Genomic DNA, 16,312 nt, shown 5'->3' with positions numbered 1-16,312 from the left:
TCTTATCTAGTAAAAGCTGCTGGCACTCCACCGTCGATTGTCAGCATACAACCCGTAGTTTTCTCTGACTTGGAAGAAGCAAAAAAAGCAACGCCTTCGGCAATATCACGTGGATAAATATTAACTAGCAGCGTCGTGCGTTTACGGTAATGCTCCTCTAATTGATCCGGCTCAATCCCGTAAGCAGCCGCCCGTTCATTACGCCAGTTCGAATTCCAGATGGCTGATCCTTGTAGAATTGCATCGGGCAGAATCGTATTGGCACGGATGCCAAACTCTCCACCTTCAGCTGCTATGCAGCGGGCCAGATGGGCTTCGAGCGCCTTGGCAGAACTGTAAGCCGAGACGCTTTTACCTGCAAAAATAGAATTTTTGGAGCCGATGAATACCATGCTGCCTCCGATTTTTTGCTCCTTCATCACTTTAAAAGCTTCGCGTGCAACGAGAAAATATCCTGTGCCCAGCACAGAAATATTCAAATTCCACTCTTTCAATGAAGTCTCATCAAACGGACTGGAGGTTGCAAGCCCAGCATTATTAACAATAATATCGACCCCGCCATAAAAAAGGGCTGTCTCCGCATAAGCTGCAGTTACCTGCTCTTCCTGAGTTACGTCCATTTTAACGGCGAATGCACGATTTTCACCATACTTAGCGTTAATCTCTTCCGCTACTTTTTGTGCACCCTCCAGATTGAGATCTGCCAATACAACATGCGCTCCTTCTGATACTAAACGACGAGCCGTCTCACTCCCAATTCCCCCGGCACCACCTGTAATAAAGGCAACTTTACGGGAGAACTCCGCTTCTGCCGGAGCCAAGGATAATTTATATAATTCCAGGGGCCAATATTCCACATTGTACGATTCATTCTCACTAAGAGAGACGAAATCTCCCAGCGCAGTAGCTCCGCGCATAACAGCAATCGCCCGGTGATACAAGGCTCCGCTGATCTTAGAATTGCTCCAGCTTTTACCTGTGTTGATCATGCCCACGCCAGGGATCAGGATCACACGTGGCGCAGCCTCGAACATTACATCGCCTTCATGTTTATTACGGTCGAAGTACGCTTTGTACTGCTCCTTATAAGCGCTAATCGCTTCGCTCAGCTTCGCCTTCAAGCCATCGATATCATTGGTATTTGGCTCCCACGCAACAAAAAGCGGCTTCATTTTGGTATGTACCAAATGATCTGGACAAGCTGCGCCTACACCGGATAACTTCTCCGAGTCAGCCCCTCCTACAAAACGCAGCACATCCTCCGCATCGTCGAAGGTCAAAATCATTTTACGCTCATCGCTGACCGCGCCTCTGATCAGTGGCATCACTGCCGCCGCTACAGCCCGCCGCTCTGCTTCCGGAAGTGCTTCCGATTTGCGGCCGCCAAATAGGTTCTGATCTTCAATTCTTTCTTCAATATAACTTTCCGCTTCGTTAATTATGGAGATTGTTTTGGCATAACAAGATTCAGGTGTATCCCCCCAAGTCACGAGACCGTGTTTCTCCATCAGCACTAATTCAGCTTTAGGGTTTGCGAGCACACCTTCGGCAATCATTTTGGATAAAGTGAAGCCTGGACGGATGTATGGCACCCATACGAAACGATCCCCATAAATCTCACGGGCAATTTCCTTACCGTTATGAGCGCAGCATAAGCTGATAATGGCATCTGGATGCGTATGATCCACATGCTTGAAAGGTAAAAATGCATGCAGCAACGTTTCGATAGAAGCACGCGGATGTTTAGGATCAATCATACAATTTGCGAGATAAGCTACCATCTCTTCATCTGGCATTTCATCACGTTCAAATAACGGGGCAATATCCTGAAGCCTTAGTCCGGTAAAGTTGCCTGCTTTCATCGTAGCAAGGTCAGAGCCGCTGCCCTTCACCCACATTACTTCTACCTCACGCCCGCGAAAATCCAATTCTATCGTTTTGCTGGAGGTATTCCCTCCGCCAAAGTTACAGACTCTGCGATCTTCGCCCAGCAGATTAGAGCGGAACACTAATGCATCCAATCCCCCGTTTAATTTCGTTTCCCGAGATGAATCCCATAAGTTTTGTACCATTTGTGAATACCTCCGTTTTTGAATATTTGTTTTTTTGTTTATTTTTGTTTGTTTTGATTTTAAACTATTTGTTTGTGTTTGAATAGAGCGCTTTCAACAAAATTTTAAATTTTTTCACATTTTAGACGAATCTCCATTGGATGAACTACAATAACATCGCGAATAACAAAAAAGAGCTGCCTCTTGGCAACTCCTCCCCTATTTTTCACACCAGCTTAAAGGGTGATCCAGTAGTTACATTTTTCATTCTCAATGCCATGTAGTATTCCTTTGTTCGCTTCAATAACCTTTCTCGAAGATATATTATCCGGCTCACAAGTCAGCATGACCTTATCAATCCCCATGTCCGCAGCTTTTTTTAACAGCTCTGCCAAAAAAATCGTGCCATAACCCTTTCCTCTTTCACTGGGTCTGATACTATAACCGATGTGTCCACCGGACTTCCTCAATTGATCATTTAAGGAATGTCTTAGTTTTCCGACACCAACAGGATAAGCGTCAATCAGTAGCCAGTAGTTGGTTTGTGCTACATACTGTGGCGGAAGATTATCACCTTGTGAAAGTGCTATCCGATCCCGGATGAAATCAGGAAATTGACTGTAAGCCAGATCAAATCCGTTATTGACGAATCCATTCTCCCCCGGACCTATCTCCACAATCAGCTCAAAAATATCGCGTCCATCTGAAACACTAGCTTCCTTTAGCTCAACGAGCATAATCATCCCCACCTAGAACGTTATTAATAAATTCCCTATCAAAATTTACCGCAAAAGAGACCGGCATGCATTATTTAATTGCACATTCTACAACTAAAATGAACTTCAATGCTCACGCCTAATGTGTTAAGTGTACTTTGTGCAATTAAATTCGCCCAATTTGGCTGAATCAGCTAAATACGAGAGAAATAGTTGTACGAAGTACATCTATTTCACCGTAGTGAGAGTAAAGTAGCAATTTAGTTGTATGAAATACACTTATCTGGTCTGCACCCCTCTTTTCACAGGAATGTTCCTATTGCGCGCTCCTCCTTCCCCACTCTCGTAGTATACTTATTGGAATAAGATACAGATGTTGTATTTTTACTAAGGAGGTTTGTGATGGTAAATAGCTTTAAAAATGCCAAGGTGCAAGAACGAGTGTGGCAATCCTACCAACAGCTAGTTGATCAGTGGCCTATTCCTCTTGAAGAGCTCGATCTCCCAACCACATATGGGCTGACGCATTGTATCCTTACCGGGCAAAAGAGTAATCCCCCTTTATTTCTGTTTCATGGCGTTGGTGACAACTCGGCGGTCATGTGGCTCCTTAACATCGAGGAATTATCGCGGCATTTTTACTGCGTTGCTATTGATACTCTGGGCGGACCCGGAAAAAGTATTCCTAATGCGCACTTTAATAAACAAAAGTTTGAGCAGGTGGAATGGATTAATGAAATAGCCAAACATCTGAGCATAGACATCTTTAATATTGCAGGGGTGTCAAATGGAGCCTATATTGCTTTTAATTATGCAACCAAGCAACCGGACAAAGTGAACCGTGTGATTTGTTTGGAAGGCGGAATGGTCACCACACCCATCAAAGCCATGCTGCAAACGCTAATGATGATGTTCCCAGAGATTCTGATTCCCACGGATCGCAATTTACTGAAAGTGCTGAAGAAGTTAAGTGCGCCTGACTCCCCTTTATTTGACAATCACCCAGAAGTAGCTGCTCATCTAATTCTTTTAATGCGAGCTCATAATCAGCAAGCTATGTTTGTTCATAAGCTTCAAAAATATGATAAAAACGCCGCAGTTGCCGTCAGAGATAAGCTTTATTTTTTAGTAGGAGAACACGCGTTAAAACAATCAAAGGACTTCATAGATATTTTAGAGGATGGAAAGTTTCATTACCAAGTGATCCCCCGTGCGGGACACGGCATTAATCATGAGCAACCGGATAGAGTCAACACTGAAATCATCAATTTCCTGACCCGCGATAATGATAAATCACTTGCATCCTTATGAAAGCGTTACTATTATGAAGGTTATTACTCATACTTACTCTATTAAAGGAGAGGTTACTCATCAGATACGGAACTCTGGCCCACACATTTGGCTGCTTGCCGCTCAAGTCGTTAACTGCAACCCTTCAGAATTATGATATCGATTTTGTTCAGCTTGCATTATCCAAAGCCATTCAGGACATCGACACTTCTACCGGTAAACTAAGTCCAGGTCTTGCCAGCTATATTGGCGAACAATTTGACAAAGCAGGAATACGTATCGGTGTTTTGGGCTGTTACATCAACCCTGTTCATCCGGATCCTGTCATCCGGAGAGCTGAGATCAATCGTTTTAAAGAGCATCTTCGTTATGCCCGCCAATTCGGCGCACCTATGGTGGCAACAGAAACAGGTGCGCTGACTACTTTTCAAGCACAAGATCCGATCCATTACGAAGCTATCGGCTGGGATACGTTAAGGGCAACTGTAGAAGAACTTGCAGAGGAAGCTGAAAAATGGGGCGTTTTTCTAGGACTAGAAGGGGTCTGCACACATACACTTTCTACACCAGACAAGATGCGCCGCATCTTAGATGAAGTCTCATCAAGCTGTATAGGTGTTGTATTGGACCCTTGTAATTTTATTGGCACGGCTGCGCATTTGCAGGATCAAATTGTCGATGATTCCTTCAGATTATTCGGCGACCGTATCATTCTGGCGCATTTAAAAGATATCTATCAAGATGGTGAAAAAGCATACCACGGAAAAGCAGGCAGCGGAGTATTCCATACCGAGGCTTTCCTGCGCAAACTCCAAGTATATAAGCCAATGATCGATGTGTCATTAGAAGATATCAAGGATCTGGAGGTTAATGAAACCGTTGCTTTACTGAAGAAGCTTGCACCTATAACACAATAAAAATCCATTTCTGAGGATAGGTGTTAGCAGCAGCTGCGCATCTATCCCCAGCTTTATCTATGCTCAAAAATAATGCTTCCAGTTATTGAGCAGATGATCATCCTCTTTCTGCAGCAATTTAGAGGCATATACGATTTGACCTGTATGATAGGAATAATGCTCTGCCGCTCCGATCATAATCTTTTGAATACTCCAAGTATAATTCTCCATTCCAGCCCCCTCAGGGAAACTAATGGTGACCTCCCGTTCTAGATCAGCCTTCGTCAAATTGCCCACCACCGAACGGCTTTCTTCCCTGACCTTTAGCATATACTGCAATAATTCCTGTGATGAATAACCGCCTCTGGTCAAAAATTCATTAGGTCTATCTCTTTCTATTGGCTTATTGCCGATTCCGCTGACCAGATGCTGATATTCGCTGCCCGCAATATGCAGGCATAGGTTACCAATGGCATTCATTTTTGACTTTGGACGAAACCAGATCTCTTCGGTCGATAGCTTATTTACAGCTTGCTCCACATACCCCAAGGATTGATCGAGCCTTCTCATACATTCGATAATGATTTCACTCATACTAACCCCTCTTCCTTCTACTTTTCTTTATAAGCTTGATAAATGGTACTTTTCTATAGGAGCTGAATAAAATAAAAAAAGGAACGATTGAATCATATTGTTTCACCATTATAGCTCTAACTTGGAAGGGACGGGATTATCAATGCGATTCACATTCCCTATTCTGACCTTATCTCATGGCGGAGCACAACGTATGCTAGTAGAGCTCACCAATGGGCTGACAGACTTGGGTCATCAGGTCAATCTCCTTTTGCCTGTGGATGGCGCTATTTCTTATGATGTGCGCGCAAACGTAATCCGCTCCTCACATATGAATATTCACGAGCATGACTTTCCTCCCGGAGACGTCATTGTTTCTAATTATTTTACAACTGTCCCCATCGCCCAAGCAGCAAGCCAACTAGGAAAAGGGGTTCATGTACGTTTATCTTTATGTTATGAGCCACCTTTTTTACCGGATAACGGACGCTCCTTCCCCTCCTATCACATCACTGAGCATCTAATCGTTTTATCACGTTGGCAGCAGGAGCTGATCCGTTTAAATCATGGCATCACCGGCAGTATCGTGCCCATTGGCATTAGCTCCTCTTTTAAAAATATGAATATCCGTCACAGTCTTCAAGAGCCTTTAAACATAACAGCTATATTAAGAAAAACAGAACGAGGTTTCTCCTGGCACCGTGAGCAAGATTATCTTATAGAACAGCTGGATTACGTAAAAAGCCAATATCCCGATGTAAATATTAACTTCATCAGTCCGCCTGACGAGTTCAACACCTCAGAAATTCTCCAAAGAATGAAAGCTACTGGCAAATATCGGTTCTTTACGCCAGCAAATGATGAGGAGCTCTGCTATCACTATAACGGTGCGGATATTTTTGTTAGCTCAAGTATTTTTGATACAGGCTCTTTACCGGGACTTGAGGCCATGCGTTGTGGAGCAGCGTTAGTCTGTGTATATTCAGGTGGGAATATGGAATACGCCCATCACAAGAAAAACTGTTTGCTCTCTTATCGATATGAGAACCGGCTCGGTGAAGATGTCATCCGCTTAATACGTGATCCCAACTTAAGAACTAAATTAGCGGAGCAGGGGGAAAGATATTCGCGCAAATGGACTTGGGAAAATAGTGTCAGATTATTTGAACAAGCGATCACAGATTTATTATAAAAATATAAAAAAGCAAGTCTCCGATGGCTGAGATTTGCTTTTTTATTGATCCAAAAGAATCATTGACTAGAGAAATAATACAAGATATTATGTAAGCGTTATCAATTGCAAAATAATGAAACACTTTAGGTAAATCTAAACTAAAAGGAGAAGGAATATGGCGAAAAAAGGTAGGCAAGGTTATCGGTTGTTATTGTTGTCTTTTTTAATGCTTTTTACAACTGTTTTCTCAGCAGGATCGCAAGCTTATGCAGCAACCTGGAATCTGACTGGAGATACCAACGTACACGACCCTTCATATATCAAAGAGGGAAACACACATTGGGTATTCAGCACGGGATCAGGTCTCCAAGTGATGTTTTCAAACGATGGAACGAACTATATTCGCTCCCTCCCGATTTATAACTCGAAACCCTCCTGGTGGAGCTCTTACGTTCCCAATCAAGAAGGGCTAGATGTATGGGCTCCAGAAATTTTCTACTATAACGGTACCTATTACCTCTATTATTCTATCTCCACATTCGGCTCAAGAGTGTCTGCTATTGGTTTAGTAACTACTAAATCGATCTCCGGGGGAAAATGGACGGACCAAGGTGTCGTTATCTCGTCAAATGACGCCTCCAATTATAACGCCATTGATCCTAACATTACGGCAGATGCTAACGGAAACCTATGGATGACCTTCGGTTCCTGGAGCAACGGGATTTACATTACCTCCATCAACAAAACAACCATGAAGCCAACGGGCAACTCCTATCGCATTGCCACTAAATCCGGGGGGATTGAAGGCTCCAGCATGGTTTACAATCCAAATACCGGATATTATTATCTATTCGTATCCATTGGCCAATGCTGCTCAGGCGTAAACAGCACCTATAAAATTGCAGTGGGACGCTCAACCAGCGTACTGGGGCCTTTCTATGCAAAGGACGGTACTGATATGAAAAATGGCGGGGCTACGGTCATCGATAGCGGCAACAGTTTTTGGGCGGGTCCTGGTGGACAGGATATATATGGAACCAACGTTATCGTCCGCCATGCTTACAGTGTCGCCGAGAATGGTGCACCCAAATTGTTAATCAGTGATCTCGAATGGGATTCAGCTGGCTGGCCTTATTATAATTAACGTCTAATCGAGGAGTTGCCCCTAAGCCCTATTCTGTGATTTATGGGGCAGCTTCTTTTTACTGCTAAACCTTCTACTCTCTCTTTCGATAAATACCTGGCGAGACACCATAACGCTCCCGAAACACCCTGTGAAAATAGGTATAACTTCCAAACCCCGTCTCCTCTGCTATACGCTCTAAGGTGTAATTGGTATTGTCCATTAATCTCAGTGCCATCGCAAGCCGGATTTGCCCCACATATTGCATAATAGAATAACCGAATTGGATTTTGAATACATGCACGGCCCTTGTCACACTAATTCCAGCATGAGCGGCTACGTCCTTTAGTCTGATCTCTGAAGTAGCATGCTCCTCCACATAACTCTTCATCTTAAGTCCGTGTAGAAGCGAAGCCGAAGATGATGCAGGTGCCTCTTCCATAGCCCGATCTAACAGCAAACATAAAGCTTTAAATAGCGCTTCTAGTATTTCAGGGCTACCCCCGTCTAGTCTTCTATTCTCCAGATCAAGCTGTTGCCATATACTTTGCAGCTTACCATCATCCGCAATTCTAACCTTTTTGGGTCGCTCACGCAGGTTCCACCAGTGGTCCACCCATTCCCCTGTACACATTATAAAATAGTCCACACTATGTCCCAGAGGACTTTTCTTTTCACCGATTCTCAGATCATATATATCATAGGGCTTAAATAATAGTAGATCCCCAGGTACTACGGTAGTCATTTCTCCATCAATGAGGACTTCACATTCCCCTTCGGCTTGCAGCCTGATGATATAGGTATCCAACCCACTGCGATATAGTTGCCGAAAAGGCTGAGTATGGCGGATAAATCCACACAAACTAATTTGAACGCTGTTTGTTTCCATCGCATTTGCTCCTCTTTCTATAGTAATCAATGACCAGATTGTTGAGGTTCTTAGCCATATAGTTTCTTCAAAGTGCAGTGAATCTCCTTCTATAATAAAGACAGAATTCATATGTAGGAGGTTATCAACCATTATGAGTAAAACTATTCGCGTCATTCAAACCGCTAAAGAAACCACGGATCGTTTAACAGAAAAGGACCCTCTGATTTTCCTTCCCGATACGTCAGGAGTCGAATCAGAGCTAATCAATATCTATGATGATCTGGAGTATCAAGAAATTGAAGGCTTTGGTGGAGCCCTTACGGAGTCCTCTGCCGTTACTATCGCTAAACTTAGTGAAGCTAAACAAAAAGAAATCATTGACGCTTATTTTCATCCTGAGCACGGCATCGGATACACCCTTTGCCGCTCACACATCCAAAGCTGCGACTTCTCACTGGGCAACTATGCTTATGTAGAGGAAGGCGATGCGGAGCTACGTTCATTCGATATTTCCAGAGATCACGAATCAATTATCCCCCTCATAAAAAATGCTGCCGCAGCAGTAGGTGAAGATTTTCGTCTGTTCTCTTCCCCATGGAGTCCTCCAGCGTTCATGAAGACAAACGGGCAAATGAACGGAGGCGGAGCTCTTAAGCCTGAATATCGTGAGGCTTGGGCTAACATGTTCGTTAAATATATTGAGGCGTACGCTGCAGAAGGGATTGATATCTGGGCTGTCAGTGTTCAGAATGAAGCCAAAGCTGTACAAAGATGGGATTCCTGCCTGTATACCGCTGAAGAAGAAAAGGATTTTGTGCGTGACTACTTGGGACCTGCTCTGGAACAAGCGGGCTTGGGCCATGTAAAAGTTATGATCTGGGATCATAACAAAGAACGGGTATATGACCGTGCTAAGGTTGCTTTTGAAGATCAAGCAGCGTCCAAATACATATGGGGAATCTGCTTCCATTGGTATTCCGGTGATCACTTCGAAGCCCTCTCTGCTGTACATGATCGTTTCCCAGATAAAAAGCTGTTCTTCAGCGAAGGCTGCCAAGAAGGTGGCGTTCATCTCGGCTCATGGAACACCGGTGAACGTTACGGACATGATATCATTGGCAATCTGAACAACTGGATGTCGAGCTGGACAGACTGGAACATTGTCTTGGATGAGCAAGGTGGACCTAATCATGTAGGAAATTACTGTGACGCTCCAATTATCGGAGATACCAAAAACGATGAAATTACTTTTGAGAGCTCTTTCTATTACATCGGGCACTTCAGTAAATATATTCGTCCGGGTGCTAAACGCATTGGTTTCTCCAAATATACAGATAAGCTTGAAACAACAGCTTTCCGCAACCCTGATGGCACTATTGCTGTTATCGTTATGAATCGCACAGAGCAAGAGCTTCCATTCACCCTGCGCTTCCATGACGAACTGGCTGAGAACATGATTCCGGCTCATGCCATTCAAACCCTGCTAATTAAGTAGCAGCGGTTCATTCCTAATAAAAAAAAGGTTCTCTTTATGCCAGCGCACAGAGAGAACCTCCTTTTTTATTAAATTCAATGAAATAGTGCTTAAAGTCTTGCCGACAGTATTTCGCATAACGCTCCATACAGTGTATGTTCAAGATCCAACGAGGCAAGAGAAGCCAGGGCTGCCATCGGCGTTACTGCTGCTTTGACTACATGGTAAATTTGTTCTTTCAATTGGAAAAGAATTTGCGCACGGTTCAGAAGGCTGAACACCTCATCATCTACCGAATTCACCGCAATCCGGGCATCTGTGAACGTTACCTCCAATGAATGCTCTACCGCTTGATCCGAAATCATGATCGTAAGCGTATGTGTAGCCTCATCATAGTCCATGTTTGCTTCGATTTCTGTGCCGCCAGCGAATACCTGTACCTTCGTATCAGCAAAACCAACAAAGGACAGCTTCCACGATCTCCGCTCAGGCACAACCTTTGTATTTCCCTTAGCAGAGAGGATCTTGAAGCTCGCTCTATCCCCCATTTCCAGGATCATTTCTGTATCACACCATTGATCGTCCTGATCCTCCGCAGTATCGCCCTCATCCTCCCAGAGATGAAAATGACCCCTTCCTCCCGCAAATACACGGACCTCCATATGCCTCGGATTATCCACTGAAGAGGTAAATTGCGTCAGATCTGCCATGGGCACAATAGCACCCGCTTTAGCTAATACAGGGATATTCTCAAGATTGCGATAAAGAGAAAGCTTTCTGCCACCGTCGTACACTCTTCCGTTAAAAAAATCTATCCAAATCCCTTCAGGTAACCAAGCCTTAAATTCGGCAACGCCTACCTTTGGGTTGACCGGCTGTGTAATCGGACAGGCAATAAGTTCCGTTCCGAAATAATATTCATTGGGCACTTCATAGGCTTCATTCGACAACGCATGATGATAATACATCGGTCGGATTAACGGAAGACTATCGCGGCTGGCGTAGCGATTCATAGTGTACAGATAGGGAAGTAAACTATGCCGCAAGCGCAGGCAATCCTTCATCACATCTTCCGCAATCTTATTGAATCGCCATGGCTCCTTGCTGTTAAAGGCACTAGCAGAACTATGTAACCGCAGAATAGGTGAAAACACACCGAATTGCACCCAGCGCATTGCCAACTCATCGTCTAAATAACCATTCATATGGCCCCCGATATCATGGCTCCACCAACCATATCCCACGTTGGCGGCGTTGGCTGTGAAGTATGGCTGGAAATCCAGCGACTCCCAAGTGACAATGGTATCTCCAGAGAAGCCCACAGGATAACGATGGCTGCCAAGACCTGCATAACGGGAAAAAGTAATCTGCCGGTTGCCGCGCCGGCCGCTATCCAGATAGTGATAATGGTTCAGCATCCAAAGCGGATCTAGTCCCGGTACTTTAGTCACTCCACCCTGCTGCCAATCAATCCACCAGAAGTCCACACCTTCATCCTCTAGCGGATGATGCAGAAACTTAAAGTATGCCCGCAAAAAATTCGGATCCGTGATATCAAATTCCACAGCATCCCCTTTTTCCGGGTCCATCCCCATCTCTGCAGCAATGGCCAGATAAGGATCTTCAAACGCCCGTACACCGTCTGCTGGATGTACGTTGAGCGTTACTCGAAGGCCTTTTTCATGCAGCCATGCCAAAAATCTTTGAGGCTCCGGAAACAGTTCCCGGTTCCAGGTATAACCCGTCCAGCCACTGCCGTACTGCGGATCAATATCGACGAGATGCCAATCCATATCTATAACAGCGACGGAGAACGGAATTCGCTCGAGCTCAAACCGCTCCATTAACGCTTTGTATTCTTCTTCTGAATATCGGTAATAACGGCTCCACCAGTTGCCAAGGGCATAACGTGGCAATAGGGGCGTACGACCGCAAAGGTGATAGAAATCCTTCAAGCAGTGCAAATAATCATGACCGTATCCAAAAAAATAAACATCGAGGCCAGCCAACGCCCGTAGCTCGACCCGTCCATCCTCTTCCAGTACTAGGGAGGTGCTATCATCAATTAACGTATACCCCGCACGTGAAAGTAGTCCGTGCTCCAGCGAAATGGCACCATCTGCATTATCCAGGGTACGTGCAGTCCCTCCCAAATCTTGGACTGTATCTCCATAATTCCAGACACTCATTAGGTGACCCGCTTCGTTTCTCACCCGAACATTGAGACCATGCCGGGAGAAAGGCTGCTTGTCATAAGTTAAATGCAGGCGCTCCGTAATCAACTCAAGTTTATTCCCCAGATCCATTACGCGGAACTCTGGAACCGGGAAATTGCGATTCACAACGGTCTGCGACGCCCGATCTTCGAAAAAACCTTCCTCACTATATTCCATCCGGATAAGCTCCGGAGTTAAGACAGTGAACCGATAGCACTCCCCCTGAATAATCGCGTCAGCATTACTGCCTGGTTCAGAATGCAGCTTTAATTGGGCCGCCAAAGGGGTTGGCTCTTTCATTATATTTCCCATCAAGTAAAAACCTCATTTCTTGTTATTCAACGCCCATATAACGGCTGAAAGCATCTGTCCGAATTTTCACCATCTTTTCGAGGCCCATCCCCCGTAGCTGCTTCACATAGTCATCCCACTGCTCGTCAATAACACCTGAGATTATAAATTGAGCACGCATTGTATTGACGTAACTATCAATATCGGTGGTCAAGGTCGGCAGCTCCTGAAACTCTTCTGCAGTGTACATTACGTTGGGGAAAGGTGGTGTTGTGTAGTCACTTCCCAGCTTATCGAGTTGTAGCTTCAGTCCATCTCCGGTTTTAGGATTTAGAAAGATGGTCTTTTCAAAAGCTGGGCTTACATATTTCGGCCCAAAATCCCGGAGTGACTGTTCCCAATACCAAGCATCCGCACTGGTGCCGGTTGGAGGGTCCATCAATGTATACGTACCGTTGTCATTTTTCTTAATCACCGTTCCAATGGCACCCCAGAAATTCTGAATGCTGGCTTCATTGGTATAGAACTGATCCGCCCAGCGTGCTGCAATTTCTGGATACTTGCAGGATGTGGTGATCAACAGCTCGTTGCGTTCCAGATTCATCCCATACGGGTTCCCAACGGTGTAGCGCTTCCCGTCTGGTCCAGCAATTGGCGGAATGGTCACATATTGATCACTCCATTTGCCAAACATAGCGTCTGGCGTCCACTGATAAGAGAAGCCTACGATTGGGGCATCCGGATTTAGAAACTTTGCCGATCTCATCGTTTCGTCTTGAGTGAATACTTCTTTATCAAGTAATCCGTCTTTAAACAATTTGCTCTCCCATTTGAGCCCTTCTTTGTATTCCTCTGAAATCGGGTAATAAACCGCATTTCCGTCCTTGACCACCATGAAGTTATTATTCAAATCTGCAATTCCGAAAGGACTGATTAGATCATTACTTAATTCGATAAAAGGAATCTCATCCTGTTTTCCGTTTCCATTCGGATCTTGTTCTTTGAATGCTTTTAGCACGTTATAAAGATCGTCTATCGTATCCGGTACCTTCAAACCCAATTTGTCCAGCCAGGTTTTATTAATCACAGGCTGACGTGAGCTTTTAGGACGTGAGGGTAATCTTGCAGGCAGCGAGTAGATTTTCCCGTCAGGAAAGGTGCTGATTTTTTTCATTTCCGGTGTTTCTTCCATAGCTGCTTTGAGATTAGGCATGTTTTGCTCAATATAATCATCTAGCGGCCGAAATAAGCTTAAATTATTGACGATATCCGCATCTCCAAAGGTCTGACTCCCTAAAATGATATCTGGAAGTGTGCCGCTGGCCAGCATAATAGACTTCCGTTCACTCCAATCATTGGAGGACATCACCTGCCACTCGATTTTGACATTCGTGTTCTTCTCCAAATCCTTGAGCCATTGATTCTCGGTAAAAGAATCTCCCATGCTTACCCACCGGACAGTGAGTACTTTCAGCGTCACAGGCTTATCCACTATCGGCAATCCTTCTTTGTTAAATCCGCCCGGCTCAGGTTCAACAGAATTAACCCCATTGCTCCCTTTACAGGCAGTAAGGCTAGCAAGCAACGTTGTCACTAAAAGAATGACGGTGATTGTTCTATATATCCTGTTTTTTTGTTGCTTTTTCATAACGTTCTTGCTCCTTACGAATGAATGTTAGTAGAATAGCCGAATGTACTATTCCTTCACTGCGCCGATCATTACCCCTTGGTTAAAGTATTTTTGTACAAAGGGGTACACACACATGATCGGAACCGTTGCCACGATAATAACAGAATACCGCATCATATTGGCGAGTCGTAATGCGATTTGCGCAGCTTCCCCGGTTCCCATCCCCGATTGCATCTGATTGGTGATCAGAATATTTCGCAGAATCAGCTGCAAAGGATACATATTAGGATTTTTCAAATAGATCAAGGCATTAAAATATGAATTCCAGTAACCAACGGCGATCCATAGACCCAGCACGGCAATAATCGCCTTCGATAGTGGCAAAACGATCTGTACAAAATATCGAAGATTTCCACAACCATCGATCTGTGCAGCTTCCCATAAATCTCCCGGAATACTCGACTGAAAAAAGGTGCGGGCAACGATAATGTTAAACACCCCAACGGAGAAAGGCAGTACCATCACCAGAAATGTGTCGTACAGATGGAAATCACGGATCGTTAGAAAAGTCGGAATTAACCCTCCATTAAAAAACATCGTAAAGATGAAAAACAGGGAAAGATATTTTCGTCCCACAAGATCCTTTCTGGACAACGCATAGGCCGCAGAAATATTTACAATTAAACCGATTGCCGTCCCTACCACCGTATACATGATGGTATTCCAGTAACCGATCCAAATATTTTCATGACGCAGCAGCTCTTTGTAACCATCGAAGGTGAACCCTTTAGGAAATAACCAAACCTGCCCCCCCGCCACCGCAGAAGGATCACTGAATGAAGCAATGACGATAAAATATAGCGGATAGATTAAGATAACTAGAAAAATTGCTGATATAACATACATCACTATTTCCATTATAGTATCCGAAGAACGATTCTTCTTTATTTTCCCCACATTCCCTTTAGTAACTGTCTCTAAACCTCCCATTTCAATGCTCCTCCCTTCTACCACAAGCTATTTTCGCTTAGTTTTTTAGAAATCTGATTGACCATGATCAATAAAATAAAATTAATAACGGTGTTAAACAGGTTGATCGCCGAGGAAAAGCTGTATTGACTGCTGAGCAAGCCAATTTTGTAGACATAAGTAGAAAGAATTTCGCTTGAAGTGATGTTCAAGTCATTTTGCATTAAGTACACTTTTTCAAACCCAACCCCAAGCAATCCACCGACCCGCAAAATAAGCAAGGTTATCGCTGTTGGCATCAGCATCGGAATATCGATATAACGAATTTTATGCATCCGGCTTGCTCCGTCTACGGTTGCCGCCTCGTACAAGCTAGGATCAACTGCGGAGAGCGCAGCGATAAAGATAATGCTGTCCCAGCCGACATGCTGCCACACATCTGACCAAACATACACACTGCTGAATAATCCAGCGGAGCCAATCAGATCAGGAGCCTCTTTTCCAAAAAGACTATATATATTGCCCAGCAGTCCGGTGCTAGGTGAGAACAAAATCATCATTAAACCCACCATTACTACCGTGGAGATAAAGTGCGGCATATAGGACACCGTCTGGAAAAAACGTCTGAACCGGTTTGGTCTCATCTGGTTAACCATCAGCGCCAGTATAATTGGAATCGGAAAGGTAATCAGACTGTATACACTGATGATCAATGTATTTTTAATCGTTGATGAAAATTGATAGGAATGAAAAAATTTCTCGAAGTACTTGAATCCAGCCCAAGGGCTGCCTCCAATTCCCAACGCCGGGCTATAATCCTTGAAAGCAATCAGCACCCCGTACATTGGCTTGTACGCGAATAATAGCGTCAGAACTACAGCAGGGAAAAGCAATAGATAGAGACCCCAATTTTGTTTGATTTGTCCGAATTTCCGCCCGAAATGAAGTGGACTAGATTTCATGACATCCCCTCCTTATTTAAAATAGAGAATGCTACCCCACAGCTATCCTGCAGGGCAGCACCTTTTTCGAAAGACG

The 16,312-nt window shown here is 44.3% G+C and carries 13 protein-coding genes; 5 read left to right on the top strand and 8 right to left on the bottom strand.

Annotated elements, in window-relative coordinates:
- Positions 1–2: 2 nt before the first annotated feature.
- Both MHH46_RS11175 and MHH46_RS11170 read right to left on the bottom strand, forming a co-directional pair.
- A complete protein-coding gene (locus tag MHH46_RS11175; protein ID WP_076193833.1) occupies positions 3–2,072 on the bottom strand; it encodes a bifunctional aldolase/short-chain dehydrogenase in 2,070 nt (689 codons plus the stop codon).
- Between the two features lie 215 nt (positions 2,073–2,287).
- Positions 2,288–2,788 (bottom strand): GNAT family N-acetyltransferase, encoded by a 501-nt coding sequence (locus MHH46_RS11170; protein WP_076130357.1) that lies wholly within the window; start codon positions 2,786–2,788, stop codon positions 2,288–2,290.
- Between the two features lie 381 nt (positions 2,789–3,169).
- On the opposite strand from MHH46_RS11170, the gene MHH46_RS11165 reads away from it, so the two are divergent.
- Both MHH46_RS11165 and MHH46_RS11160 read left to right on the top strand, forming a co-directional pair.
- Entirely contained in the window at positions 3,170–4,078 is a 909-nt protein-coding gene (locus tag MHH46_RS11165; RefSeq protein WP_076130358.1) for an alpha/beta fold hydrolase, read from the top strand.
- Between the two features lie 95 nt (positions 4,079–4,173).
- Complete coding sequence (locus tag MHH46_RS11160) at positions 4,174–4,974, top strand: sugar phosphate isomerase/epimerase (RefSeq protein ID WP_256717238.1); 801 nt, start codon at positions 4,174–4,176, stop codon at positions 4,972–4,974.
- Positions 4,975–5,037: 63 nt separating this feature from the next.
- Here MHH46_RS11160 and MHH46_RS11155 read toward each other — a convergent pair whose 3' ends face one another.
- A complete protein-coding gene (locus MHH46_RS11155) occupies positions 5,038–5,547 on the bottom strand; it encodes a DinB family protein (protein ID WP_076193829.1) in 510 nt (169 codons plus the stop codon).
- 142 nt (positions 5,548–5,689) lie between these two features.
- Here MHH46_RS11155 and MHH46_RS11150 point away from each other — a divergent pair, with 142 nt between their 5' ends.
- On the top strand, positions 5,690–6,718 hold the full coding sequence (locus MHH46_RS11150; protein WP_076193827.1) for a glycosyltransferase family 4 protein: 1,029 nt from the start codon (positions 5,690–5,692) through the stop codon (positions 6,716–6,718).
- A gap of 157 nt (positions 6,719–6,875) precedes the next feature.
- Complete coding sequence (locus MHH46_RS11145) at positions 6,876–7,844, top strand: glycoside hydrolase family 43 protein (protein WP_076130361.1); 969 nt, start codon at positions 6,876–6,878, stop codon at positions 7,842–7,844.
- 73 nt (positions 7,845–7,917) lie between these two features.
- Here the strand turns inward: MHH46_RS11145 and MHH46_RS11140 are convergent, their stop codons facing one another.
- The gene (locus tag MHH46_RS11140; RefSeq protein ID WP_076193825.1) at positions 7,918–8,712 is read right to left on the bottom strand and encodes an AraC family transcriptional regulator; all 795 of its coding nucleotides are present in this window, start codon (positions 8,710–8,712) and stop codon (positions 7,918–7,920) included.
- A 133-nt stretch (positions 8,713–8,845) separates the two neighbouring features.
- Between MHH46_RS11140 and MHH46_RS11135 the strand changes: the two genes are divergently transcribed.
- A complete protein-coding gene (locus MHH46_RS11135; protein ID WP_076130363.1) occupies positions 8,846–10,189 on the top strand; it encodes a glycoside hydrolase family 30 beta sandwich domain-containing protein in 1,344 nt (447 codons plus the stop codon).
- 89 nt (positions 10,190–10,278) lie between these two features.
- Here MHH46_RS11135 and MHH46_RS11130 read toward each other — a convergent pair whose 3' ends face one another.
- From MHH46_RS11130 to MHH46_RS11115, 4 genes are read right to left on the bottom strand one after another with little or no spacing between them, the layout of a single operon-like run.
- Entirely contained in the window at positions 10,279–12,696 is a 2,418-nt protein-coding gene (locus MHH46_RS11130) for a glycoside hydrolase family 31 protein (protein ID WP_256717237.1), read from the bottom strand.
- Positions 12,697–12,718: 22 nt separating this feature from the next.
- Positions 12,719–14,323 carry an extracellular solute-binding protein gene (locus MHH46_RS11125; protein WP_076193823.1) on the bottom strand — a complete coding sequence of 535 codons (1,605 nt, stop codon included), beginning with the start codon at positions 14,321–14,323 and terminating at the stop codon, positions 12,719–12,721.
- A 48-nt stretch (positions 14,324–14,371) separates the two neighbouring features.
- Positions 14,372–15,295 (bottom strand): carbohydrate ABC transporter permease, encoded by a 924-nt coding sequence (locus MHH46_RS11120; RefSeq protein WP_076130365.1) that lies wholly within the window; start codon positions 15,293–15,295, stop codon positions 14,372–14,374.
- 17 nt (positions 15,296–15,312) lie between these two features.
- Positions 15,313–16,236, bottom strand: a complete 924-nt coding sequence (locus tag MHH46_RS11115; RefSeq protein ID WP_076130366.1) for a sugar ABC transporter permease — start codon at positions 16,234–16,236, stop codon at positions 15,313–15,315.
- Positions 16,237–16,312 lie beyond the last annotated feature (76 nt).

This window comes from Paenibacillus sp. FSL H8-0175, assembly GCF_045040615.1.
In the GTDB taxonomy this organism is placed as follows: Bacteria; Bacillota; Bacilli; order Paenibacillales; family Paenibacillaceae; genus Paenibacillus_AQ; species Paenibacillus_AQ odorifer.
This window is presented reverse-complemented; position numbering and strand designations above follow the sequence as displayed.

Excerpts from the sequence above, each read along its gene's own strand:
- MHH46_RS11145 (WP_076130361.1), top strand. The coding sequence starts at position 6,876 with ATGGCGAAAAAAGGTAGGCAAGGTTATCGGTTGTTATTGTTGTCTTTT.
- MHH46_RS11130 (WP_256717237.1), bottom strand. The coding sequence starts at position 12,696 with ATGGGAAATATAATGAAAGAGCCAACCCCTTTGGCGGCCCAATTAAAG.
- MHH46_RS11170 (WP_076130357.1), bottom strand. The coding sequence starts at position 2,788 with ATGCTCGTTGAGCTAAAGGAAGCTAGTGTTTCAGATGGACGCGATATT.
- MHH46_RS11135 (WP_076130363.1), top strand. The coding sequence starts at position 8,846 with ATGAGTAAAACTATTCGCGTCATTCAAACCGCTAAAGAAACCACGGAT.
- MHH46_RS11125 (WP_076193823.1), bottom strand. The coding sequence starts at position 14,323 with ATGAAAAAGCAACAAAAAAACAGGATATATAGAACAATCACCGTCATT.
- MHH46_RS11115 (WP_076130366.1), bottom strand. The coding sequence starts at position 16,236 with ATGAAATCTAGTCCACTTCATTTCGGGCGGAAATTCGGACAAATCAAA.
- MHH46_RS11175 (WP_076193833.1), bottom strand. The coding sequence starts at position 2,072 with ATGGTACAAAACTTATGGGATTCATCTCGGGAAACGAAATTAAACGGG.
- MHH46_RS11155 (WP_076193829.1), bottom strand. The coding sequence starts at position 5,547 with ATGAGTGAAATCATTATCGAATGTATGAGAAGGCTCGATCAATCCTTG.
- MHH46_RS11150 (WP_076193827.1), top strand. The coding sequence starts at position 5,690 with ATGCGATTCACATTCCCTATTCTGACCTTATCTCATGGCGGAGCACAA.
- MHH46_RS11120 (WP_076130365.1), bottom strand. The coding sequence starts at position 15,295 with ATGGGAGGTTTAGAGACAGTTACTAAAGGGAATGTGGGGAAAATAAAG.
- MHH46_RS11165 (WP_076130358.1), top strand. The coding sequence starts at position 3,170 with ATGGTAAATAGCTTTAAAAATGCCAAGGTGCAAGAACGAGTGTGGCAA.
- MHH46_RS11140 (WP_076193825.1), bottom strand. The coding sequence starts at position 8,712 with ATGGAAACAAACAGCGTTCAAATTAGTTTGTGTGGATTTATCCGCCAT.